This window comes from Corynebacterium sp. KPL4035 (genome assembly GCF_037908325.1).
Classification (GTDB): Bacteria; Actinomycetota; Actinomycetes; order Mycobacteriales; family Mycobacteriaceae; genus Corynebacterium; species Corynebacterium kefirresidentii.
This window is the reverse complement of sequence record NZ_JBBMGF010000001.1, coordinates 355692-378852: the sequence shown is the minus strand read 5'-3', so window position 1 is coordinate 378852 and position 23161 is coordinate 355692. Positions and strand designations below refer to the sequence as shown.

Annotated in this window: 21 protein-coding genes; 14 read left to right on the top strand and 7 right to left on the bottom strand. The window is 57.4% G+C overall.

The genetic code is table 11. The features are described from left to right. Positions 1-159: 159 nt before the first annotated feature. The gene (locus WMP96_RS01765; RefSeq protein ID WP_023021404.1) at positions 160-450 is read right to left on the bottom strand and encodes a DUF4193 domain-containing protein; all 291 of its coding nucleotides are present in this window, start codon (positions 448-450) and stop codon (positions 160-162) included. Between the two features lie 112 nt (positions 451-562). Continuing rightward, positions 563-1450, bottom strand: coding sequence for an inositol monophosphatase family protein (locus WMP96_RS01760; RefSeq protein WP_200288990.1), 888 nt, complete (start codon positions 1448-1450; stop codon positions 563-565). On the opposite strand from WMP96_RS01760, the gene ppgK reads away from it, so the two are divergent. Next, positions 1449-2207 (top strand): polyphosphate--glucose phosphotransferase, encoded by a 759-nt coding sequence (gene ppgK, locus WMP96_RS01755; protein WP_239204135.1) that lies wholly within the window; start codon positions 1449-1451, stop codon positions 2205-2207. The two genes, WMP96_RS01760 and ppgK, sit on opposite strands and share 2 nt — an antisense overlap. A 200-nt stretch (positions 2208-2407) precedes the next feature. Then, entirely contained in the window at positions 2408-3880 is a 1473-nt protein-coding gene (locus WMP96_RS01750; RefSeq protein ID WP_301715694.1) for an RNA polymerase sigma factor, read from the top strand. Positions 3881-3962: 82 nt separating this feature from the next. Here the strand turns inward: WMP96_RS01750 and WMP96_RS01745 are convergent, their stop codons facing one another. Continuing rightward, a complete protein-coding gene (locus WMP96_RS01745; protein WP_023027865.1) occupies positions 3963-5729 on the bottom strand; it encodes a DEAD/DEAH box helicase in 1767 nt (588 codons plus the stop codon). Continuing rightward, complete coding sequence (locus WMP96_RS01740; RefSeq protein ID WP_049361236.1) at positions 5726-6010, bottom strand: DUF3039 domain-containing protein; 285 nt, start codon at positions 6008-6010, stop codon at positions 5726-5728. Before WMP96_RS01740 ends, WMP96_RS01745 begins: the two co-directional genes overlap by 4 nt. A 104-nt stretch (positions 6011-6114) precedes the next feature. On the opposite strand from WMP96_RS01740, the gene WMP96_RS01735 reads away from it, so the two are divergent. The 9 genes from WMP96_RS01735 (at position 6115) to galE (ending at position 15751) form a co-directional block, all read left to right on the top strand. Continuing rightward, positions 6115-6489, top strand: a complete 375-nt coding sequence (locus WMP96_RS01735) for a DUF3099 domain-containing protein (RefSeq protein WP_023021398.1) — start codon at positions 6115-6117, stop codon at positions 6487-6489. A 15-nt stretch (positions 6490-6504) separates the two neighbouring features. Next, complete coding sequence (locus WMP96_RS01730) at positions 6505-8076, top strand: DUF7782 domain-containing protein (protein WP_239204145.1); 1572 nt, start codon at positions 6505-6507, stop codon at positions 8074-8076. Between the two features lie 43 nt (positions 8077-8119). Further along, on the top strand, positions 8120-8563 hold the full coding sequence (gene dtd, locus WMP96_RS01725) for a D-aminoacyl-tRNA deacylase (protein WP_239204147.1): 444 nt from the start codon (positions 8120-8122) through the stop codon (positions 8561-8563). Between the two features lie 356 nt (positions 8564-8919). Beyond that, the gene (locus WMP96_RS01720; protein ID WP_200288970.1) at positions 8920-10308 is read left to right on the top strand and encodes an HAAAP family serine/threonine permease; all 1389 of its coding nucleotides are present in this window, start codon (positions 8920-8922) and stop codon (positions 10306-10308) included. A gap of 46 nt (positions 10309-10354) precedes the next feature. After that, entirely contained in the window at positions 10355-11728 is a 1374-nt protein-coding gene (locus WMP96_RS01715; protein ID WP_023021394.1) for an L-serine ammonia-lyase, read from the top strand. Between the two features lie 146 nt (positions 11729-11874). Next, a complete protein-coding gene (locus tag WMP96_RS01710) occupies positions 11875-12666 on the top strand; it encodes a helix-turn-helix transcriptional regulator (RefSeq protein ID WP_023021393.1) in 792 nt (263 codons plus the stop codon). 181 nt (positions 12667-12847) lie between these two features. Next, a complete protein-coding gene (locus WMP96_RS01705) occupies positions 12848-13861 on the top strand; it encodes a sigma-70 family RNA polymerase sigma factor (RefSeq protein WP_023021392.1) in 1014 nt (337 codons plus the stop codon). A gap of 223 nt (positions 13862-14084) precedes the next feature. Further along, a complete protein-coding gene (locus WMP96_RS01700; protein ID WP_023021391.1) occupies positions 14085-14762 on the top strand; it encodes a metal-dependent transcriptional regulator in 678 nt (225 codons plus the stop codon). A 2-nt stretch (positions 14763-14764) separates the two neighbouring features. After that, positions 14765-15751 (top strand): UDP-glucose 4-epimerase GalE, encoded by a 987-nt coding sequence (gene galE, locus WMP96_RS01695; RefSeq protein ID WP_023021390.1) that lies wholly within the window; start codon positions 14765-14767, stop codon positions 15749-15751. Here galE and WMP96_RS01690 read toward each other — a convergent pair. Next, a complete protein-coding gene (locus WMP96_RS01690; RefSeq protein WP_301715693.1) occupies positions 15748-16848 on the bottom strand; it encodes a DUF4192 domain-containing protein in 1101 nt (366 codons plus the stop codon). The genes galE and WMP96_RS01690 overlap by 4 nt on opposite strands. Positions 16849-17090: 242 nt before the next feature. On the opposite strand from WMP96_RS01690, the gene WMP96_RS01685 reads away from it, so the two are divergent. After that, entirely contained in the window at positions 17091-18155 is a 1065-nt protein-coding gene (locus tag WMP96_RS01685) for a proteasome assembly chaperone family protein (protein ID WP_340432000.1), read from the top strand. 34 nt (positions 18156-18189) lie between these two features. Beyond that, a complete protein-coding gene (locus WMP96_RS01680; protein ID WP_301715691.1) occupies positions 18190-20733 on the top strand; it encodes a DEAD/DEAH box helicase in 2544 nt (847 codons plus the stop codon). An 88-nt stretch (positions 20734-20821) separates the two neighbouring features. On the opposite strand, the gene WMP96_RS01675 is transcribed toward WMP96_RS01680, so the two are convergent. Together WMP96_RS01675 and WMP96_RS01670 are read right to left on the bottom strand one after the other, a co-directional pair. Beyond that, complete coding sequence (locus WMP96_RS01675) at positions 20822-21346, bottom strand: carboxymuconolactone decarboxylase family protein (RefSeq protein ID WP_301715690.1); 525 nt, start codon at positions 21344-21346, stop codon at positions 20822-20824. Between the two features lie 97 nt (positions 21347-21443). Then, positions 21444-22037: a peroxiredoxin gene (locus tag WMP96_RS01670; RefSeq protein ID WP_301715689.1), complete on the bottom strand. Its 594-nt coding sequence runs from the start codon at positions 22035-22037 to the stop codon at positions 21444-21446. A gap of 160 nt (positions 22038-22197) precedes the next feature. On the opposite strand from WMP96_RS01670, the gene WMP96_RS01665 reads away from it, so the two are divergent. Continuing rightward, positions 22198-23142 (top strand): hydrogen peroxide-inducible genes activator, encoded by a 945-nt coding sequence (locus WMP96_RS01665; RefSeq protein ID WP_340431997.1) that lies wholly within the window; start codon positions 22198-22200, stop codon positions 23140-23142. The last annotated feature ends 19 nt before the right edge of the window (positions 23143-23161 follow it).

The following is a 23161-nucleotide window of genomic DNA, read 5'->3' as shown; positions in this document are numbered from 1 at the left end:
CAGAATCCGGAACCCATTTCGACTCCACACAATCACCTAACCCATGTCAGGTGTTTCCACGACCACTAGAAATCAAGCGAGGCGGCCACAACACCAAACCCCGCACTCGGCTTTAAGCAAGTTGCCGTGTGCGGGGTTTCTTTACTGCTGCGACTTCCTTTAAGCACAGTCCTTACAGATAGGCTGGCCATCCTCATCGTGGGAATAGCGCTTATTGGACTGCACTAGGAAACAAGAGCCGCAAGTAAACTCGTCTTCTTGGCGGGGAACTACCTCAACATTGAGCTCCTCACCGGTAAGGTCAACTGTTGGCGGCTGGAACGATTCGACGATTTCTCCGTCATCGTCCATGCCGTTGTTGTCGCTTTCAGCGGCTTTGAGCCCCTCTAGGGAGTCAGTTTCGAGTTCATCTTCCGCGCGCCGGCGCGGTGCGTCATAATCGGTGGCCATAATGCACGCCCCTAATGGTCAAATTGCTTTAAGGAATGGGTAATTATCGATCGCGCATAGTAAAGCACAAATGGCTAGATGTCATCTCACCGGCCGTTAGCGTGGAAAACTATTACCCCCGCAACGCGCCTGTGGCGTTGTGTGCTGCCAAAAGTTCCTCAAAGGCGGGGGCCAAATCTGCCCCCGCGGCCCAGGTAAGTTCGCCCTGAGCAGACCCCTTCTCAAAGCCTGGATGGTGCACCACCGCGCCTGCTTCGCGGGCAATAATTGCCCCGGCGGCAAAATCCCAAGCATTGATGCCGTGCTCAAAGTAGGCATCAACCGTGCCCTCAGCTACGCGACATAAATCCAGCGCGGCAGCACCGATGCGGCGAATATCTCGTACCTGGGGCAAGAGCTTGGTGAGCAGCTCGGCTTGCGCTGCTCTCCGTTGGGCATCGTATCCGAAGCCAGTGGCTACCAGTGCCAACGCGGGATTTTTGGTGTGGGCGCACTGCAATGGGTGCGCCTTCCCGTCCGGGCCGGTGACCGTGGCGCCCTGACCGGCCGCGGCTGCATAAGTGCGCCCGCGGGCCACGTTAACCACCGCGCCAGCTACCAGGCGCCCCTGATATTCCGCACCGATAGAAACTGCAAAATCCGGCACCCCGTAGAGGAAATTTACGGTGCCATCAATCGGATCCACTATCCAGGTAACACCGCTGGTGGATTCCACATTGGCGCCTTCTTCCCCAAAGATTCCATCCCCTGGGCGTTGGGTACGAATGGTGGTGGCAATGAATTCCTCTGTGGCGGTGTCGACCTCAGTTACCGGATCCACATCACTGGACTTGGTGCTGGTATGCGCCGCGATGCCATCACCGGCGACAAGCTCTGCGCGCCGGGCGGCAATTAGTTCGGCCGCTCGCGTGGCGGTAGAGACGGCAAAATCCCGCAATTGGAGAAAATCGATGTGCTCAGTCATGCCAACTATTGTGCCTTCTTCTACACTGTCGGGCATGACTACTCTTTCTGGACATTCTTTTGGCGTCGATGTCGGCGGTTCGGGCATTAAGGGCGCAGAGGTGGACCTTGCCACCGGCGAATTCGTGGGCGAGCGTATGAAAATCGCCACGCCGCAGCCATCGACTCCGCACGATGTTGCCAAGGTGGTAGCCCAGATCATCCAGGAAAAGCAGTGGGAAGGCCCAGTAGGCATTACCCTGCCTTCCGTTGTCCGCAACCAAGAGGTAGAAACGGCAGCGAATATTTCCAAGGAATGGATTGGCATTAATGCTACAGAGCTATTCGCTGATTACTTGGATGCGGATTTTGCCGTGCTTAACGACGCCGACGCGGCGGGACTAGCCGAGGTTGCCTACGGAGAGGACATCGCCAAGCAGGGCTCCGTAATCTTTTTGACTCTGGGGACCGGCATTGGTTCGGCCTTCTTCTTGAATGGTCAGCTCTTTCCCAATACCGAGCTAGGGCACATGCTGGTGGGCGATGATGAAGCCGAAAGGATTGCATCTTCGGCCGTCAAGGACCGCGAAGGGCTCAAGTACAAGCACTGGGCTAAGCGGTTAAATAAGGTCCTTGCGGAGTATGAAAAGCTGTTTAACCCGCAGGCTTTCCTCATTGGGGGTGGTATCTCGCGCAAGTTTGAAAAGTGGGGCCCGCACCTTGACATTGCCACCCCCGTCAGGCCTGCACAATTGCGCAATCGTGCAGGGATTGTTGGTGCCGCAATGGCGGCGGTAGAGGGCTTGAAACCATAAAATTTATGCACTGCTGGTGCCCCTATCCACCGGCAGAGTAGAAAGATCCTCTATACTGGGCGGTCGATCCTAAGTTAAATAGCTCTAAGGCGTGTCTGGCCTGCATAAGGCCACAGCGCGTTAACATCACAGTGATGGACGAGCGCCCAGCTAGGGCGCACTGAGCTGTTTTAATCAAGAAGTAAGTCGAAAGGGCGTACGTGGCAGCCACTGAATCTTCAGACCAGGCACTCGGCGAGGGCGAAAACGCCGCCGGGGCATCTACTCCTGCAAAGAAGACCGCCAAGAAGACGGCAAAGAAAACCGCGAAGAAGACGGCTAAAAAGACGGCCAAGAAGACCGCTAAGAAAACAGCCAAAAAGACTGCGAAAAAGACCGCTAAGAAGTCGGCCAAGAAGACCACTAAGAAGTCTGCGAAAAAGGCCACTAAGAAGACGGTCCGCAAATCCGCGGCAAAAAAGCAGGAATCCCCAGCCGAGTCCGAAAAGCAGGCACAGCCGGAAGCAGAAGAGGAGCTCGAGGAGGACGAGCACGACGAAGACGTCGACTTCGATCCCACCAATGCGGGCATCGAAGACGATGATGACTTCGACGCCGGCGAAGACCTCGAAGACGATGACCTCGAAGAGGACTTGGACGACGACGATGAGGAAGAAGAGGAAGACACCTCTTCCGTCTGGGACGAGGAAGAGTCCGCTGCGCTGCGCCAAGCACGCAAGGATGCGCAGTTAACCGCCTCTGCTGACTCCGTCCGCGCCTACCTCAAGCAGATTGGTAAGGTCGCCCTGCTCAACGCCGAGCAAGAGGTTTCCCTGGCCAAGCGCATCGAGGCTGGCCTGTACGCACAGCACCGCATGGATGAGATGGAAAAGGCCCGCGCCGAAGGCGATAAGGCCGCCAAGCTCTCCCCCATGGAAAAGCGCGACCTGCGCAGCATCGCCCGCGATGGCCGCAAGGCCAAAAACCACCTACTGGAGGCCAACCTGCGTCTGGTGGTTTCCTTAGCCAAGCGCTACACCGGCCGTGGCATGGCTTTCTTGGACCTCATTCAGGAAGGCAACTTGGGCCTTATCCGCGCCGTGGAGAAGTTCGACTACACCAAGGGCTACAAGTTCTCCACCTACGCCACGTGGTGGATCCGCCAGGCGATTACCCGCGCCATGGCGGACCAGGCTCGTACCATCCGCATCCCGGTTCACATGGTGGAAGTCATCAACAAGCTGGGCCGCATCCAGCGCGAACTCTTGCAGGACTTGGGCCGCGAGCCTACCCCGCAGGAGCTCGCGAAGGAGATGGATATCACCGAGGAAAAGGTGCTCGAAATCCAGCAGTACGCCCGCGAGCCCATTTCCTTGGATCAGACCATCGGTGACGAAGGCGATTCCCAGTTGGGTGACTTCATCGAGGACTCCGAGGCCGTCATTGCGGTCGACGCCGTATCCTTCACCTTGCTGCAGGATCAGCTCCAAGACGTGCTGACTACCCTGTCCGAGCGCGAAGCCGGCGTGGTTCGCCTCCGCTTTGGCTTGACCGACGGCATGCCGCGCACTTTAGACGAAATCGGCCAAGTCTACGGCGTTACCCGCGAGCGCATTCGCCAGATCGAATCCAAGACCATGTCGAAGCTGCGCCACCCCTCTCGCTCCCAGGTATTGCGCGATTATCTCGACTAATCGTTTTACGTGGACAAGAACAAAGCCCGCACCTTTCTGGTGCGGGCTTTTGCGTAGCTGCCCTCAGGCGGTTGTGGCCAAACTACCACTTGCGCAGGTATTCGATGCGCTCGCGTAGCTGCTCAGCGTTGCACAGCGCGGTGGGCGGTCCACCGCAGGCCTTGCGGACCTCGGTGTGAATAGCACCGTGGGGGCGGCCAGAGCGTTGGGCGGCGATAGAAACCACCGTGTTGAGCTCCTTGCGCAGCTGGCCTAGCTCATCGACGACTCCGGTATCGCTTGACTCAGCTTCCACAGCCTTTTTCCGCGAGGCCGGGGCATAGTCCATGCCATAGAGCTTGCGACGGTGAGCCTCCTCGGCCTCAGCCGCGCGCCGCGCCTTTTCCTCCGCCTCGCGGCGGTCCATTTCCTCAGATTGCTTCTTGCGCAGCAGGTCCTTGACTTGTTCCGCATCGAGCAATCCGGGAATACCAAGGAAGTCGGCTTCTTCATCCGTGGTCATGTCCCCAGTGTTGAACTGAGAACCGTTATAAAGCAGGCCTGAGAACTCTGCCTCGGCACCAAGCGACTCATAAGACTTCTCCAGCATGTCCGGTTCGGTCTTCTTCTGATTCGCTTGCTCTAGCAGCTCATCGTCCCAGCCCTCCTTGTCCGGCTTTTCCTCACCCAAAACGTGATCGCGGGACTTTTCCATATTTTCGGCCAAGCCCAGCAAGACAGGCACCGAGGGAAGGAAAACGGACGCCGTCTCACCCGGCATGCGCGAGCGCACGAAACGGCCAATGGCTTGGGCGAAAAATAGTGGGGTCGATGCGGACGTCGCATACACGCCCACTGCTAGGCGCGGGACGTCCACTCCCTCGGACACCATGCGCACAGCCACCATCCACTCATCGGTGGACTCAGAAAACTCCTGAATGCGATCAGAGGAGCCGGGATCATCAGACAAAATCACCGACACCGGAGTATTGGACAGCTGTTTGAGGATCTTGGCGTACGCGCGTGCGGTCGTCGTATCCGATGCCAACACGAGGCCACCGGCATCCGGCATATTGCGCCGCATTTGCATGAGCCGGGTATGCGCTGCCTGCAGCACTGCAGGGATCCATTCGCCCTTGGGGTCCAACGCGGTGCGCCACGCACGGGCGGTTTGCTCCGCATTCATAATGTCACCCAAGCGCGCGGCATGTTCCTCGCCAGCCGAATCCCGCCAGCGGGCCTCGCCGGAGTAAGAGAGGAAAACAACGGGGCGCACGACGCCGTCGGCAAGCGCATCGCCATAGCCATAGGTATGGTCCGAGCGAGAGACCTTGTGTCCCTCCCCGTCGTCTACATACTGAACAAAGGGAATGGGCGAGTCATCGGAACGAAACGGCGTACCCGTCAGCGCCAAGCGATGGTTAACGTCATCGTAGGCCTCCTTGACACCATCACCCCAGCTCTTGGCATCACCGGCGTGGTGAATCTCATCCAGGATCACCAAAGTGCGCCGGGCAGAGGCCACCGCGCGGTGCTTGAAGGGGTGCATTCCTACCTGCGCATAGGTCACCACAATGCCATCCATCGAGGGATTGACAGCAGAAGAATTGCTAAACGCAGGATCCAACGCTAAACCTACTCGCGCGGCAGCGCTAGACCACTGGGTCTTGAGGTGTTCGGTAGGCACCACCACGATAACGCGTTCGACCGTGCGGTCTTCCATAAGCTCGGTTGCGATGCGCAGCGCGAAGGTAGTTTTGCCGGCGCCCGGAGTCGCCACCGCCATAAAATCCTGCGGCTTAGTGGCGAGGAATTTATCAAGGGCGGATTGCTGCCAAGCGCGAAGGTTAGTCTTTTTAAAAGTCCTCACTTGCGGCGCAGACCCTTATACACACGCTCACAATCGGGGCATACCGGAGAACCCGGCTTTGCCTGCTTGGTCACCGGGAAGGTCTCGCCGCATAGGGCAACGACATACTTGCCGTTGACCGCGGAATCGAGGATGTGATCCTTTTTGACGTAATGGAAGAACTTCGGCGTGTCATTATCCGTCGTCGAAGTGTCTTCACGAATATCTGGCCGTTCAATTGTCTTCGTAGTCGTAGTCACGCCCTCTATTTTGCCGCATCGGCATCGAACTTTGCGAGTCATGCGTCTACCCTTGGAGAACATGGACACCTCATGCACGCCAGCCACTGCGCCCCTTTCCCCATATCGAGGGATGACTACCGCGCGCGAGGGGAGCCGAGTTTAGGTTGTTTGGCAAAAAAGAGCGCTACCTCATCACAGATGCCAAGCTCACGCCTGGCCAGGACCGTAAGCGCCGCGAAATTCAGTACGGAATCTTCCAGTTCTTGCGCGTTCCTTCCTTGCTCATCGCCGGCTTTTTCCTCTATATGCATTGGTGGCTGCTAGCCGCAATCGTTGTGGGCGTGACTTTTCCCCTCCCGTGGATCGCCGTGGTAATTGGGAACGGCCGAGGAGAAAAGAAGGATAAGCGCGAAAAGAATGTGTACAAGCCAGCCGTAAATCGGCAGCTTTATGGCCAGACACACGCACCACAGGTCTCCAGCGGCACGGCGCGGCCGATTGAGGCTAAACACGACATCATCGACCACGAAGAAGAGTAAAGGAATCCTGCCCACATGACGACTACTTTTGGACCCGATTTCGATGCCGCGGCACTGGCCACGTTGGCCCCTGAACTTGCGGACGTCTTTACCGCCGCAGGCTTTACCACCGATGGCGTGGCCGGGTACCTAGGGCCGGAGGTTACTGAAGCCCTATTCCGCGGCGAGCCGGCACCTGTTTCGCTAGCCGCGCACAGCGAATCTCAGATGGACTTGTTGATCCGCTTTTTCCTCCTGCACGAGCACCTGCCTGCCACGCTTTTGGGTGAGGCCGTAGGAGCGCGCCTGGCTACCCAGTTGCTGGATGCCAAGGTTGCGCTTGCCGACGCCCACGGCATGGCCTACATTGCCCTCGACATCCGCCCCCACACCATCGTGGGCGCTAACCGGCTCATCTTCTCCGACGTCGATGCCTCCCTCGTGGATCACGTACCCGGCCCTGACCATGTGCTGGGAGTAGGCGCGGCGAGTCTCTCTTTGCTGCAGTCCACGCCAGTAAGTCCAGTCAGCAGCGTTCTCGATCTGGGCACCGGCTCGGGTGTTCAATTGCTGGGGCAAATCGAATGCGCAGAAAAAATCACCGCGACCGATGTGCATGAGCGTGCCTTGGATTTGGCCACGGCCACCATCGCGGCCGCTGGTGAGGGCGACAAAGTGGAATTGCTCCCTGGGTCATGGTTTGAGCCCGTAGCTGGTCGCCGCTTTGACCGTCTAGTAGCTAACCCGCCTTTTGTTGTAGGCCTTCCCGAAGTGGGCCACGTCTACCGCGATTCCGGATTAAACCTCGACGGAGCCAGTGAATTGGTTGTCTCTCAAGCCACCGATCACCTGACGCCCGGCGGAACCGCTCACCTTCTGGCTGCATGGGTACACACCAGTGGCGAAACATGGCAGCAACGCGTTGCTTCCTGGTTGCCGGATAAAGGGATCGCCGCCTGGGTCATTCAGCGCGACGTTGCCGATCCCGCACTTTATGTGTCCACCTGGCTCGAAGATGAATCCCTCGATATTCGCTGCCCTGAGGGGCAAGAGCGCTCTCGCGCCTGGCTCGAACATTTCCAGAAACACGAAGTAAACGGCATTGGTTTTGGTTTCGTAGCTATTCAACGCATCGGTGACGATGAGCCTGCAGATATCTTGGCCGAAGAAATGCCGCAGGCCTTCAGCGATCCGCTTGGCCCCGAAGTAGAAGAATACTTTGCCCGTGTGGCGTGGCTGCGCGATCTTGTGCCGGGAGAACTGCAGGGAAAGCACTTCCAAGTAAGGCCCGGCTTGGCACGCGAAGATATCGGCACCCCAGATGAAGATTTGGGACAGGGATTCACCCGCGCCGCCTTGCGCCTAACCCGCACAGACGGCCCGCGTTGGAGCCACGAGGTAGATGAACACATTGCCGCAATTGTCGCTGGTCTCAACCCACAGGGTCTGAACCTAGAAGAGACAATTGGGCTGTATGCGGCGGCGCACGGATTCGATGAGGAAGAACTCACCGCCGCTGCCCTCCCCGCAGTCATCGATATGGTCCGCCACGGTCTGCTTATCCCAGCAGATCTCCTCTTGGACACCGGTTCAACGAACCTTAGCTGATACCGCATTTTCAACCCACTGGATAGATAAGGAGAAGTAAGCGGTGCGCGCAGTTTTGACTCGAGTTTCAGAGGCCACAGTAACCGTCGATGGAGAGACCGTCGGGGCCATTGATTGTCCCGATACCGGCGGTCTTCTCGCGCTCGTCGGCGTCTCGCGCGAGGATATGGATGATTGGCAGCCTCGAGCAGAGAAAATGGCGCGCAAAATTGCAGAACTGCGCATTCTTGACGGCGAGGTCTCGGTGATCGATGCCGCAGCTCCGGTACTAGTAGTGAGCCAATTTACTTTGTATGGTCGCACTGCCAAGGGGCGACGCCCTTCATGGGCGGATGCCGCGCCAGGTCCGGAAGCTGAGCCGGTTGTTTCAACGATTATCAACCACCTCAAGGAACGCGGCGTGTCAGTAGAAACAGGCCAATTCGGGGCTAAAATGCGCGTCTCCTCTGTAAATGAAGGCCCTTTCACCGTTTTAGTTGAGACGTAATTTGCGCGCCCTTCTCCCGCCCCAACGATCCTCAAAACGTATTAAGCAGTACTTTCATTAGAGCACTTGTGACTGGTGCCACTCTCGGTGAAATTATATGGAACAAGCCATAAAGAACGGCAGATTGCAAATTTTTCGAGAGTGATAAATGCCCTACCTGTAGTGCAATAATTTATTATCATCCTGCAAGTTTCTGTTCTATACTGAAGGCACAGCGAAGCAAAAGGGCTGGACAAGCAGGATGAGAGAACTTTTCTCAAGGTCCTACTAACGCAAAGTTGAATGAGAATCCTTTTCTCAGTCACGGTTGCAGAAGCCCAAACGCTTCGGCCGACCAACTAGATGTAGGAAAGAAAATGTCCCACTCACTCAAGCGGCGCAATTCAGCCCAGCACCCAGAAAACAGGGCAGAAATGCCCGAAACCCCCAAGACAGCCGCACCGGCTCCTGGCATCGACACCCCCTTCGATGGCCAGAAGGGCGCACCGAAGTGGAATAAGGAAGACACCGTATGGATGCTCTCCCTGTTCGGCACCGCCATCGGCGCCGGCGTCCTCTTCCTCCCCATCAACGCCGGTATCGGCGGTATCATCCCGCTGCTCATCATGACGGTCGTAGCACTGCCTATGACCTACTGGGCTCACCGCGGAATGACCCGCTTGGTACTGTCCAGCTCCAAGCCAGACGGTGACCTCACGGACGTCGTCGAAGAGCACTTTGGCAAGAAGGCCGGTGTTCTCATGAACATCCTGTACTTCCTGTCGGTCTACCCCATCCTGCTGGTTTACTCAGTCACCATCACCAACACGGTCAACTCTTTCCTGGAGCACCAGCTCGGCGTTACCCCGCCGCACCGCTGGCTAACCTCTCTCTTGCTCGTTGGTGGACTCATCTTGATTGTCCGCATGGGCAAGGACGTCGTGGTTCACGTCATGTCCTACCTGGTATACCCGTTCATCGGCATCCTGGTTCTCCTTTCCCTTTACCTCATCCCGAAGTGGAACACCGCACTCTTCGATTCCTTTGACCTAAACGTTGCTCGCGAAGCCTCTGGTCACGGCATGGGCGTTACCCTGATGCTCTTGGTTCCGGTTATGGTCTTCTCCTTCAACCACTCCCCGATGATTTCTTCCTTCGCCGTTGACCGCCGCCAGACCTACGGCAAGTTCGCAGAAGCCAAGTCCCGCAAGACCCTGCTCCGCGCTGAGATCCTCATGGTCGTCGTGGTTATGTTCTTCGTCTTCTCCTGCGCCCTGAGCCTCTCCCCGGCTGATATGGCAGAAGCTAAGGCACAAAACATCACCATCTTGTCCTACCTGGCCAACCACTTCGATACCCCACTTATCCAGTGGATTGCTCCTATCATCGCCATGATTGCAGTTGCTAAGTCCTTCCTTGGCCACTACCTCGGCGCAGCCGAAGGCTTCGAGGGTCTCATCGTCAAGGGCAGCAAGAACGCAAGCAAGGATGACGCACAGTCGGCTCACAAGCTCGACACCATCACCCTCATCTTCATGCTGGTTACCGCTTGGCTCGTCGCTTGGGCTGACCCGTCCATCCTGGGCATGATTGAAACCCTGTGTGGTCCAACGATTGCCATCATGCTCTTCATCATCCCGATGGTCGCTATCCACAAGGTTCCTGCTCTCCAGCGCTACAAGGGCAAGGCTTCCAACTACTTCGTCTTCTTCATGGGCCTCGTCGCCCTAGCAACCATCATCTACTCCATCGTCCACGCCTTCTAAGCACCGCCGTAGACGAGAAATTCGCAGAGGATTCAAGGAAAGAACAATGTTCATCAGCATCTTCGATATGTTCAAGATTGGTATCGGCCCCTCAAGCTCACACACCCTAGGGCCAATGAAGGCCGGCAAGGCTTTCGTAGACGAGCTCAAGGAAAAAGACCTCTTTGACAAGGTCACTCGAGTGCAGGCAAATGTCTACGGTTCCCTCTCCCTCACGGGTATCGGCCACTCCACCGACAAGGCCATCCTCCTCGGCTTGGCCGGTGAAGAGCCAGAGACCGTTGATATCGACGGCATCTCCGAATTCATGAAGAACGTCCGCAGCAGCGAGAAGCTCATGCTGGGCGGCACCCACGAGGTAGAATTCCCCAAGGACGGCGGCTTCTTCTTCCACGACGAATACCTCCCGATGCACGAAAATGGTATGTGTCTTATCGCCTTCGCCGGCGAAGAAAACATCCTGCACAAGACCTACTACTCGGTCGGCGGCGGTTTCATCGTCAAGCAGGAAGACTTTGCAAAGCGGCAGGACGTCAAGGTTGATATCCCCTTCCCATATGCCAGCGCTGCAGAAATGCTCGAACTGTGCGAAAAGAACGATATGACCCTCCCCGAGCTGGGCTTGGCCAACGAATTGGCACTGCGCTCTGAAAATGAGGTCAATGAGCACCTGCGCAAGGTTCGCGATGTCATGTACACCGGCATCAAGCGCGGTTCCTCCACCGATGGTCCGCTGCCTGGTTCCCTGCTCGTTCCGCGTCGCGCGGCTGCCCTTAAGCGTCGTCTTGAGCAGTCCGAACCGCACGATGGTTTGAACATCCTCAGCTGGGTAAACATGTTTGCACTGGCTATCTCCGAAGAGAATGCAGCCTGCGGCCGCGTTGTTACCGCTCCTACGAACGGCGCCTGTGGTGTCGTCCCCGCAGTCCTGGCTTACTACGACAAGTTTGTCGAGCCAGTTACCACGGAGATGTTCGCTGACTACATCTTCGCCTGCAACCAGATTGCTTCCCTGTACAAGATGAACGCTTCCATCTCTGGCGCTGAGGTCGGCTGCCAAGGTGAAGTTGGTGTGGCGTGCTCCATGGCTGCCGGCGGACTCGCCCAGCTCATGGGCGCTACCCCAGAGCAGGTATGCATCGCAGCTGAGATTGGCATGGAACACAAGCTTGGCTTGACCTGTGACCCAGTCCTCGGACAGGTTCAGGTACCCTGCATTGAGCGTAACGCCGTTGCTGCGGTCGACTCCATCACCAGTGCTCGCATGGCGCTAGAGCGTGAGAGCAAGCCGTGTGTTTCTTTGGACGAAGTCATCTGGACCATGTACAAGACTGGTAAGGATATGAATGCCAAGTACAGGGAGACCTCACAAGGTGGTCTGGCCCTAGCAGTTCACCCACCAGTCCCGGTGTGTGGATAAAGAACACCCTGTAATGAAGCGATGAGCCGGGTGAGCACAGCGCTAAGCCGCTAGTGTTCACCCGGCTTTCTTCGGACTATTCCCTTTCTTCCACCGAGTCGCTTCCATGTGGTACCTTCGCTATAACCTGACAGGAATTAAAGGACATGCTTCAGCTAATGAATTTTCCTAGCGGCAGTGCCTCCGAAGAAAACTTCCTCGAGCAGTATATTCCCCTCGTCGAATTCCTCGGTAAGGCAATGGGCCCCAACACCGAAATCGTCCTCCACGATCTCGACGTTCCCGATAAATCCATCATGGCCATCGCCAATGGGCACATCTCCGGCCGGCAACTTGGCGGCCCGGTGACCGACTTCGCTCTATGGTTTATGAAACAGGGCGATGCCGCAGCAATCCCCATGATGACCGGCTACCGCGCCGTCAATGCGGAAGGCAAGATTTGCCGCTCCTCTAGCTACTTCATCCGAGACGACTCCGGGCATATGCGCGGCATGCTGTGCATCAATGTTGATGTATCCGAATTAGTACACATTCGCGATGCGGCCGCAGCACTCATCGGCAAGGCCGATGATCCCGCATTCGATAAGTCAAAGGCTTTCGGCGGCTACCCAGGTGAAACTGAGCTACCCAACCGCCCCGTTGCAGTACCAGACCCAGTTCCAGATAAGGAACCGGTAGAGGAAGAAGCGGACAAGGAAGGAGTCAGCGAGTCTTTGCGTTCCAACGTGGAACACCTTCTGGACTCAATGTTGGACTCCGCCATTTCTAACCAAAACACCCCTGCCCCTCGCATGCAGCGCGAGGAGCGCCTCGAGGTGGTCTCAGATTTGGAGGATGCGGGATTCTTCCTTCTTAAGGGAGGAATTGCCGCAGCGGCAGAGCGGCTAGGTGTTTCCGAACCCACCATTTACCGCTATCTCGTACAGGTACGCGGATAGTACTCCTACGTACCTGCCCCATCGCAGAGCGCGGCGTTCTCCGTGGCACATCTCCCCCGAAAAGGTGGAGTCGTACCACGGGGAACGCCGCGTTTTATCAATTCTTTCCACATTGGGAACTAAATCTCTAAAGACTCCGTTGTACTTTGTGAAACCGGCGACAAATTCAGGAGGCTTCACTATGACGAAGACATCTGCCACCACCGCCAAGGGCGCTTCAGCTGCCACTACTAATGAAGAACAGGAAGTAGATCGCGGATCTCGCCGCAACCAAACCAACGACAACCCCTCTGCCGACCTCGTTCGTGTTTATCTCAACGGCATTGGCAAGACCGCACTGCTCAGCGCGGAAGATGAGGTAGAACTCGCTCAGGCCATCGAAGTTGGACTGTACGCGGAGTACAAGCTCAATAACGCTGAAAAGCTCACCCGTGCAGAAAAGCGTGACCTTAAAATCCTCGCCCGTGAAGGCAAAAAGGCACGCTCCCACCTGCTTGAAGCCAACCTGCGCCTCGTGGTCTCGCTGGCAAAGCGCTACACCGGCCGCGGTATGCCATTGCTGGATCTCATCCAGGAGGGAAACCTCGGCCTCATCCGCGCGATGGAAAAGTTCGATTACGCCAAGGGCTTTAAATTCTCCACCTATGCCACGTGGTGGATCCGCCAGGCAATTACCCGCGGCATGGCTGACCAGTCTCGCACCATTCGCCTCCCAGTCCACTTGGTAGAACAGGTCAACAAGCTGTCCCGCATTAAGCGCGAGATGTATCAATCCCTGGGCCGTGAAGCTACCAATGAAGAGCTTTCGGAGGAATCAGGCATTGACGAAAACAAGATTGAGATGCTGCTGCGCCAGTCGCGCGACCCAGTCTCTCTCGATATGCCGGTAGGTACCGATGAAGAAGCTCCTTTGGGTGACTTCATTGAAGACGCCGAAGCTACCGATGCAGAAACCGCGGTCGTAGCCTCCATGCGCCATTCCGATATTCGCGGAGTGATTGACACCTTGGAAAAGCGCGAGCAGGACGTAATTCGTCTGCGCTACGGCCTCGATGATGGTGTTCCGCGCACCTTGGATCAGATTGGTCGCCGCTTCGGTCTTTCGCGCGAACGTGTACGCCAAATTGAGCGCGAAGTTATGGCAAAGCTGCGCGATGGCAACCGCGCCGATCGCCTGCGCGAGTACGCTCTTTAATCTGGGCTGGCAGCGCTCCGCGCCCAGTCCCCCTCCCCGAGTCCATTCGGCACAATACTGCCACGGGCTCGGGGTTTGGCGTTAGAAAGGCAGCGGCTTAGTTCGACGCGGCGAGCAAGGGCTTAGGTAGGCTAATCTGGACTGCAGAGTCTAGAAAGCGCTTTCCCGTCCTTGGTCGGGAGATTAGCCGCGAAACTGTATTCACACAGAAAGGTATGCCCACGTGAGGGACCTAGTTGATACAACGGAGATGTATCTACGCACCATCTACGAGCTAGAGGAAGAAGGTATTACTCCCCTTCGCGCCCGCATCGCGGAGCGTTTGGAGCAGTCTGGGCCTACGGTTTCTCAAACTGTAGCTCGCATGGAACGCGACGGCCTTTTGCACGTGCGTACCGACCGCAGTTTGGATCTCACGGACAAGGGCCGCGACCTGGCTACCGCAGTCATGCGCAAGCACCGTTTGGCAGAGCGTTTGCTTACCGACGTCCTCGGGCTCGACATCGCAAAAGTTCACGACGAGGCCTGCCGTTGGGAGCATGTGATGAGCGAAGAAGTAGAAAAACGCATGGTCGCGGTTCTCGATGATCCAACCCGGTCACCATTCGGCAACCCTATCCCGGCGCTGTCTGCACTGGGCTTCGATGCTCCGCAGCCGGACCAGGGCACCCGCGCAGTCGATCTCCCCAATGGTGAGGAGGTCTCCGCCACCGTCATCCAGGTCAATGAGATTTTGCAGGTTGATGATGGCACCTTCCAGGAACTCACCGCTGCCGGAATCCGCGTGGGAGCAAAGGTATCGGTAGTCAATAACAGCGGCACGATTACGTTGTCGACACCGGATGGCGGCAGCGTCGTGCTTTCCGACGACTTGGCGCACGCAGTGCGCGTGGAGGTATAACCATGAAACTTCTTGTCACCGGTGGCGCCGGCTATGTCGGCAGCGTGTGCGCCGCTGTATTGGTCGAACAAGGCCATGATGTAACCATCATTGACAATTTCTCCACCGGAAACCGCGAAGCCGTTCCAGAAACAGCCCGCGTCGTCGAGGGCGACGTGGCGGATAAGGCCGCCGAGGTCCTGGGAGAAGGTGGTTTCGAGGGTGTCATCCACTTCGCGGCGCGCTCGTTGGTGGGCGAATCCGTGGAAAAGCCCGATGAGTATTGGCAGCACAATGTCGTTACTACCCTGACGCTGCTCAATGCCATGCGGGATAACGAGGTCAAAAATCTCGTCTTCTCCTCCACCGCTGCAACCTACGGTGAGCCGGACCAAGTGCCGATTACAGAGGATATGCCAACCCAGCCCACCAATCCCTATGGTGCAACCAAGCTTGCCATCGACTACATGATCACCTCTTTCGCCCACGCCTATGGATTGGGGGCGACCTCCCTGCGCTACTTCAATGTGGCTGGAGCCTACGGAAACATCGGTGAGAACCGCGAGGTAGAAACCCACCTCATCCCCATCGTGTTGCAGGTGGCCTTGGGCCACCGCGATAAGATCTTCATGTTCGGTGATGACTGGGATACCGCAGACGGCACCCCAGTGCGTGACTATATCCATATCCGCGATCTGGCCGATGCCCATGTGCTTGCTCTCGAATCCAATGAATCTGGTAGTCACCGCATTTACAATCTGGGTTCTGGTGATGGCTACTCCGTCAAGCAGGTCATTGAGATGTGCCGCAAGGTCACCGGCCACGACATTCCTGCTGAGGTGGCTCCGCGCCGCGCAGGCGACCCCGCCACCCTCATCGCTTCCTCAGAGAAAATCAAGCGGGAGCTCGGATGGAACCCCACCCGCACGGATCTGGAAACGATCGTTACCGATGCATGGAATTTCACCCGCCAACTAGGCGATAAGGCACATTCAGCGAAGCGGGCCTAGCCTCCGAAGCTACTTTGCGGGGCATCGGCGCCGAGCCCCGCCGCTTCGCGGGCTAACTCACAGCCATGGCAGAGGCTCGTGACCAACCGCCTTCCCATGCCGCTGCGATACCCCTGCGCTATGAGGCGCCCCAAATTATGATGGGGCGCCTCTTCTACTAGTACAGAAAGCGCCGGACCCGCATAAATTCCGAATTCATGGGATACCTGGCTAGCTGCGTATAAGGCTAGGGCGTTATAGCGGATGGACCCCTGGAATGTACGTGCCACCGCTAGAAGGAGGTCCCCTGCTTCCCGCGGCGCAGACACCAGCTCTGTGATGACCAAGTCACGGGTCCACGTGGTAGACATCCACGTGGCTGCTGCGCACAGCAATTCCTCATTTTCCAAAGTCTCCTCCAGCGATTCCACCTCACTGAGCACGAACCGGACATCAGCGATAAGGCGCTTGACCACCTGCACTGGTTCTGAAGTTTGGTAACCGCGCCCGGCGCGCAGTTGGCGGGCGATTTCTCTGCAGCATCGCTCCATTGCGCTAATTTCTTCTTTCCCAAAGTATGGGTTGTGGTCCTTAAAACGCTGAACCAAGTCATTGCGGCTGAGTTCAGGAAGCATGCCATTATTCACGCACTCACGCATGGAGTGGCTCGTCGATATGGCGGGAATGGTTCCTTCCATCCAATTCTGCAGCGGGCCCTCGCCGTCCTCGGACGCGTGGCCAAAAATGAGGTCGTAGGCGGTATCAGTAGATAGCTCTTCGGCCAGCCAACAGGCGTCAATGCCCACACCAGAGCGATCCTGAAAGCGGTAGAGGGAGTGCATGATATCCCATAGATCTTCTTCTTGGCGTTGAGAGAGAACGAAACCAAAGATGCTTTCGGGGTTGCCGCAGTGAAATGCATCCATCACTTCTTGCAAGGCGGCAGGGACATCGTTCAGATTGAGGCGGGCTACCGGCCCCATACTGTATCCGCGTGGGCTGGGCTGGATGGAGATGAGGATGACTGATTCGGAAGGGAAGAATCCGAGAATTCCTGGGATATTGGCGAGGATATCGCCGGGCGTACGAATGGGCTGAGTTGGTGTTGAGATGTTCATGGCCCCAGCTTCAGCCACGCGCGCAACCATGTATAGGACAAGCATCGAGAAGTGGTAAGAATCTGGGGATAGGCGGGGTGAGAGAGCGTCGGCAGGCGGCTTGTCCACACCCCGCCCGGGATTGCGCTGGCAATGTGCGGCGATTTGGGGCACAATCAGTTATTTAACCTCCCAGTGCGCGCGGGAATACTGAGCCCGCCTGCGGCGTTGGGGTAGGTAAGAAAGCAAGGAGGTAACACAACATGCACGAAGAAGATCGCCGCATGTATGAGCTGGAGTATCCAGCCCCGGTGATTAGGGATGATTCCGGTGACGGACAAGGCCCCACCATGATTGTTGCCATGCACGGCTATGCAGACGCCGGCCAGGCCATCGAGGCTAGTGCGGACCATTTGAAGGCAGCTTTGGAAGGCCGCCAACTGGCCTCGTTTAACTCTGATGAGCTGATTGATTACCGCTCGCGCCGGCCAGCCGTCACCATCGATAAGGATCGGGCGCTAGAAATTGAATCGATGGACCTGGGTATCAAGGTCCTGCGCGATAATTCCGGCAAAACCTTCCTACTGCTGTCTGGCCCAGAGCCCGACATGCGCTGGGAGGCTTTTACCACTGCTGTGGTCAAGCTGGTGGAAAAGTTCAATATCAATGACACCATCATGCTCTATGCAGCACCTATGCCGGTTCCGCACACCCGCCCCACGGTGGTCACGGCGCATGGCACTTCCTCCCGTCTGACTGAGCATATGTTGTCGATGGATTCCACCATGATGGTCCCAGGCTCTGCTGCACTGTATCTGGAAAAAGCACTGGCGGATAAGCAGCGCACCGTAGCCGGATATACCGTCCACGTGCCGCATTATCTTGCGGCTTCGCCCTACCCGCAAGCCACGTTCCAGTTATTGGATTCGGTAGCTCGGGCCGCGCACCTCAATATTCCTTTGGGCAGCATCGAGGCTGATATTTCCCGCGTAGAAAACCAACTGGAAGAACAAGTTGGTGGCTCGGATGAGATAGAAAGCGTGGTTCAGCAACTCGAGCAGCAGTATGACGCCTATATGGAGCGCTACCGCAAGGAACACCCGCAGGCTATCATGCCCGGCGAGGAAGCTGTGCCTACCGGCGAGGAAATCAGCGAGGAGTTCCAAGCCTTCTTGGCTTCTTTGGATAAGGAAGAAAGCCAGCAGATCATTAACTCTGACATAGATGACCGCGAAGATTCCGCCGATGGCGAGGGCTCTCAAGCCGATAACGGCAAGGGTGATCCAGATTCCGCTCAGGGCGATGGCGACTTAGGTGACGATATCTAACTAACCTACCCTCATCACCGCTAAGGTGGTGGGGGTGAACTTATCTCAGCTGCTGCCAGATTTATCGGAAGTGCCCGAGTCCCTCGTAGATGAGGCAATCTGGGATACCTTTACCTCGTGGACCACCGGCCGGGGCATTAATTTGTATCCAGCGCAGGAGGAGGCCTCGCTGGGGATCTTGGCCGGCGATAATGTCATCCTCGCTACCCCGACTGGCTCCGGAAAGTCCATGGTGGCCAATGCCGCACACTTTATCGCCTTGGCCCGTGGCCAGCGCAGTTTTTATACGGCACCCATCAAGGCTCTAGTAAGTGAGAAGTTCTTTGCTCTCTGCGATATCTTTGGCGCGGAAAATGTGGGCATGATGACTGGTGACGCCACCGTCAACGGCAATGCCCCCATAATCGCCGCTACGGCTGAGATTGTGGCTAATATTGCGCTTCGCGATGGCGCCGAGGCCAATATCGACCAGGTGGTGATGGACGAGTTCCACTACTACTCCGAACCGGACCGCGGCTGGGCCTGGCAGGTGCCGCTGCTGGAATTGTCCAACGCGCAGTTCTTGCTTATGTCCGCCACCCTGGGCGATACCACATGGTTGGAAGAAGACCTTAGCCGTCGTACCGGCCGCGCTACCGACCTGGTTGCTGGTACCACGCGCCCCGTGCCGCTGGATTTTTCCTATGTCTTTAGTGCGGTACACGAGACCATCGAAGAGCTCTTGGCCGATAAGAAGGCCCCCATCTACGTAGTGCACTTTTCCCAGCGGGAGGCCGCCGAGCGCGCCCAGGCGCTCACCTCGCTTTCGGGGATAATCACCAAAGAAGAAAAAGAGGCCATTGCCCAAGAAATCGGCGGCTTCCGTTTCACCACTGCCTTTGGCAAGGATCTATCTAAGTTGCTGCGCAAGGGCATCGGCATCCACCACGCGGGCATGCTGCCCAAATACCGCCGTTTAGTAGAGCGCCTGGCACAAAAGGGCCTGCTTAAGGTCATTTGCGGCACCGATACCCTGGGGGTGGGCATTAACGTGCCCATCCGTACCGTACTGATGACGGGGCTGGCTAAGTTCGATGGACAGCGCCAACGCATCCTCAAGTCGCGCGAATTCCACCAGATTGCCGGCCGCGCCGGCCGCGCCGGCTATGACACCGAGGGCACCGTGGTGGTCGAGGCCCCCGAGCACGAGATCGAAAACGCTAAGGAACGCCGCCGCATCGGTGATGACCCCAAGCGCTTGAAGAAGCTAAAGAAAAAGTCCGCTCGAGAGGGCGAGGTTTCGTGGTCCGAAAAGACCTTTGCGCGCCTTACTGAGGCTGAGCCTGAGCAGCTGACGTCTCAATTCCGCGTCTCTAACTCGATGCTGCTTAATGTATTGGCGCGGCATGGCAACGGCTATGAACACATGCGCCATCTGCTGCGGGACAACCACGATAATCGCAGCAAGCAGAATAAGGACATTCTCACAGCCCTCGACCTTTTCCGCGGGCTGGTGGATTCTGGCGTAGTGCAAAAATCCACCAAGGGCTTGGATATCTACGGCCGACCCTATCATTTGGTGCGAGAACTCCCCCGCGATTTCGCGCTTAACCAACCGCTGGGACCATTCGCCCTAGCCGCGCTCTCGCTGCTGGATCCGGAGGCGGACACTTATAACTTGGACGTTATTTCCGTATTCGAGTCCATCCTGGATGACCCGCGTCAGGTGCTCATCGCCCAGCAGAAACAGCGCCGTGGCGAGGAAATTGCCGCGCTGAAGGCGGATGGAGTGGACTACACCGACCGCATGAATATCGTGGAGGATATCACCTGGCCGAAGCCGCTCGAGGAGCTATTGGAGCAGGCCTACGACACTTTCGCTGAGAGCAATGCGTGGGTCAAGGAGTTTGAGCTGCGACCCAAGTCCGTGGTGCGCGACATGCTCGAGAATGCAATGACCTTCTCGGATTTGGTCGCCACCTACGGCTTGGCCCGCTCCGAGGGCGTGATTTTGCGTTACTTGACCGATGCCTGGCGTACCCTCAAACAATCCATCCCCGATGAGTACAACACCCCGGAGCTCGAGGACATCGTCATCTGGCTGGGTGAGCTTATCCGCCAGGTGGATTCCTCGCTTGTCGACGAATGGGCGCAGATGGCCGGCGAAGACTCCCCCATCGACCAAGACACAGTGGACCGCGAGCTGGCCTTTGGCGTGGAGGACCCCTCCGCGCTCACGGCGAATCGCCGCGCCTTTACCATCATGGTGCGCAATTACATGTTCCGCTTGGTGCAGCTCTTTGCTTTGGAAAAGGAAGACCGCTTGGCGGAGCTGCTTGATTATCTGGACGAGGTACCGGACTTCGGCGCTATCCTAGATGATTACTTCGATGAGTATGATGACATCGATTCCGGCCCCGAGGCCCGCGGCCCGGAGTTTTTCCGTCTAGGCGATACTGACTCGCGTGCGTGGTCCGTGCGCCAGATCATCAAGGACCCAGACGGCGACCACGCCTACCAGTTCGTCGCTACGGTAGATCTCGATGCCTCCGATGAGGCTGGCGAAGTCCGACTGTCGGACCTGCGCGTGGAGTACTAGCCAGCCAAAACGACAAAGCCGCCCTGGCTGCCTCGCCCCGAAGTAAGGGGACGTCGGCAAGCACGAGGGCGGCTAAAGGCCGGCTATTTTAGCGTGCGGCCTCAATCTGGACAGCCTGTGCCACAGCCTGAACTACGGCAGCGACCTTGACGGCCTCCCAGACCTGCTCCTTGCTCAGACCAGCCTCGTTGAGCTCGTGAGCGTGAGCACCCAGGCAGTGCTCGCAGCCATTGATGGCAGAAACTGCGGTATTCCACAGCTCGAAATTAGCCTTGTCTACGCCCGGCTTGGAGATGATGTTCATGCGCAGGCCAAACTTTACCTGTGCGTAGTCATCGCCCAACCAGCCCTTGGCGCGGTAAGCAACGTTATTCATCGCCATGACGGTGGCTGCGCCGTAGGCTGCCTCGATAGCCTCCTCGGAGAGGTGCTCTTTTGCTTCCTCAGCGATTTCTGCCAGCACGGTGTCATTGCGGGTTGCTGCGGCCGATGCCAGCAGGCAGCCCCACAGCTGCTCTTCGTCCAAGTCCTTGGAACGGGTCAGCGCACCGAGGTTGAGCTTCTGGTCCTTGGCGTACTCCGGCAGGGAAGACTTCAGATTATCAATAGACATAGCTTTTCTCCTTTGGGATTTTGATAGGAATTTGCTGTGCTGGATTTAAAAGGAAACCCCGCCACGAAAGCGGGGTAAACCTGCATCTCAGTGAGATTTAGAGCGCGGACTGAACGACGTCCATCTTGTTGATATTCTTGGTGGGGTCGTTCCTCTCCCAGTTGCAAGCGCAGACCTCTTCGGACTGCAGAGCGTCAAGCACGCGCAGAACCTCGTCTACATTGCGGCCGACAGCATCCGGGGTAACGGAGACGAACTGGATAACACCATCCGGGTCGATGATGAAGGTAGCGCGGTCAGCAACACCATCAGCGTTTTCTACGCCCAGTGCGCGGATGAGGTCGTGGCGCACGTCAGAGAACATCGGGAAAGGAACTTCCTTCAGCTCCGGGTGGGTTGCGCGCCAGTTGAAGTGAGCGAACTCGTTATCGGTGGAGCCGCCGAGGATCTGGGTATCGCGGTCCTGGAACTCCTCGTCCAGCTTGCCAAAGGCAGCGATCTCGGTCGGGCAGACGAAGGTGAAGTCCTTCGGGTAGAAGAAGACGACCTTCCACTTGCCCTCGTACTTGTCCAGGGATACCTGCTCGAAGTAGTCCTCCGGCTGGTTAGCGTTGACGTCGTGCAGATCGCCACCGGTCAGGGCAGTGAGGTTGAACTCTGGGAACTTCTCGCCGACGGTCAAAATAGGCATAGTCTTCAACTCCTTTAGCAAAGGCTTTTCCTCTAAGTTTCCTGCCGCTTGGCGTACAAGCAGCGGGGCCGGACCGTGTCCGGCCCAACACGATCAGTTATACCATTTTTTCGGCTCGCGTCAATAGCAAATCCTATAGGTAAGTGTTAGAGTGATAGGCATGCATAATAAAGAGTATCGCCCTACACTTGCTCAGCTGCGTACCTTCGTCACCGTTGCGGAAAACAAGCACTTTGGTACCGCAGCCGCCAAGCTCGAAATTTCCCAGCCCTCCCTCTCCCAGGGCCTCGTTGCCCTCGAGCAGGGCTTGGGCCTGCAGCTTATTGAGCGCTCCACCCGCAAGGTCATCGTCACCTCGGCTGGTGAGACCCTCCTCCCCTACGCCAAGGCAACGCTTGAAGCAGCCGATACCTTCCTCGCCCACGCTCGCGGCGCCAACGGCACCCTTGCCGGCCCACTAACGATCGGCGTTATCCCCACCATCGCCCCCTACATCCTCCCCGATCTGCTCTCCATGCTTGCCGAGGCCTACCCGGATCTCCAGCCGCGCTTCGTCGAGGAGCAAACCCAACACCTCATCACCCGCCTGCGCAACGGCAACCTGGACCTAGCCATCATGGCCCTTCCTTCCGAGGCCACCGGCATGGTCGATAGCCCGCTTTACACCGAGAAATTCTCCATTGTCTGCCCGCCTGATCGCCCCATCGCCGGCCGTGAGGACGTCGAGCTTGCGGAACTCAAGGACCTGGATTTGCTGCTGCTTGACGACGGCCACTGCTTGCGCGACCAGGTAGTCGACCTTTGCCGCCACGCCAATATCAACCCGGCCGAGGCCACCAATTCGGTCACCCGCGCCTCCTCCCTGACCACCATCATGCAGCTGGTCATGGGCGGGCTGGGCTGCACCCTTGTCCCCGAATCCGCCCTAGCCACCGAATGCCATGGCAAGGACGTCACCATAGCTCACTTCGCCTCCGATGTCACCGCCGAACGCGAGGTGGGCCTCGTGTTCCGTTCCTCCGCCGCCCGCGCCGAGGAATTCCGCGAATTCGGCACGCTCATCACCGCCGCCTATAACAAGGCGATTGAGCGCTCCCGGCAGTAATCGTTCACGGCAAGCCCCA

Bases quoted from the DNA above. Each gene is read 5' to 3' on its own strand.
- WMP96_RS01765 (WP_023021404.1), bottom strand. From the start codon at position 450: ATGGCCACCGATTATGACGCACCGCGCCGGCGCGCGGAAGATGAACTC.
- ppgK (WP_239204135.1), top strand. From the start codon at position 1,449: ATGACTACTCTTTCTGGACATTCTTTTGGCGTCGATGTCGGCGGTTCG.
- WMP96_RS01760 (WP_200288990.1), bottom strand. From the start codon at position 1,450: ATGCCCGACAGTGTAGAAGAAGGCACAATAGTTGGCATGACTGAGCAC.
- WMP96_RS01740 (WP_049361236.1), bottom strand. From the start codon at position 6,010: ATGACTCGCAAAGTTCGATGCCGATGCGGCAAAATAGAGGGCGTGACT.
- WMP96_RS01730 (WP_239204145.1), top strand. From the start codon at position 6,505: ATGACGACTACTTTTGGACCCGATTTCGATGCCGCGGCACTGGCCACG.
- WMP96_RS01720 (WP_200288970.1), top strand. From the start codon at position 8,920: ATGTCCCACTCACTCAAGCGGCGCAATTCAGCCCAGCACCCAGAAAAC.
- WMP96_RS01715 (WP_023021394.1), top strand. From the start codon at position 10,355: ATGTTCATCAGCATCTTCGATATGTTCAAGATTGGTATCGGCCCCTCA.
- WMP96_RS01710 (WP_023021393.1), top strand. From the start codon at position 11,875: ATGCTTCAGCTAATGAATTTTCCTAGCGGCAGTGCCTCCGAAGAAAAC.
- WMP96_RS01705 (WP_023021392.1), top strand. From the start codon at position 12,848: ATGACGAAGACATCTGCCACCACCGCCAAGGGCGCTTCAGCTGCCACT.
- galE (WP_023021390.1), top strand. From the start codon at position 14,765: ATGAAACTTCTTGTCACCGGTGGCGCCGGCTATGTCGGCAGCGTGTGC.
- WMP96_RS01690 (WP_301715693.1), bottom strand. From the start codon at position 16,848: ATGAACATCTCAACACCAACTCAGCCCATTCGTACGCCCGGCGATATC.
- WMP96_RS01685 (WP_340432000.1), top strand. From the start codon at position 17,091: ATGCACGAAGAAGATCGCCGCATGTATGAGCTGGAGTATCCAGCCCCG.
- WMP96_RS01675 (WP_301715690.1), bottom strand. From the start codon at position 21,346: ATGTCTATTGATAATCTGAAGTCTTCCCTGCCGGAGTACGCCAAGGAC.
- WMP96_RS01670 (WP_301715689.1), bottom strand. From the start codon at position 22,037: ATGCCTATTTTGACCGTCGGCGAGAAGTTCCCAGAGTTCAACCTCACT.
- WMP96_RS01665 (WP_340431997.1), top strand. From the start codon at position 22,198: ATGCATAATAAAGAGTATCGCCCTACACTTGCTCAGCTGCGTACCTTC.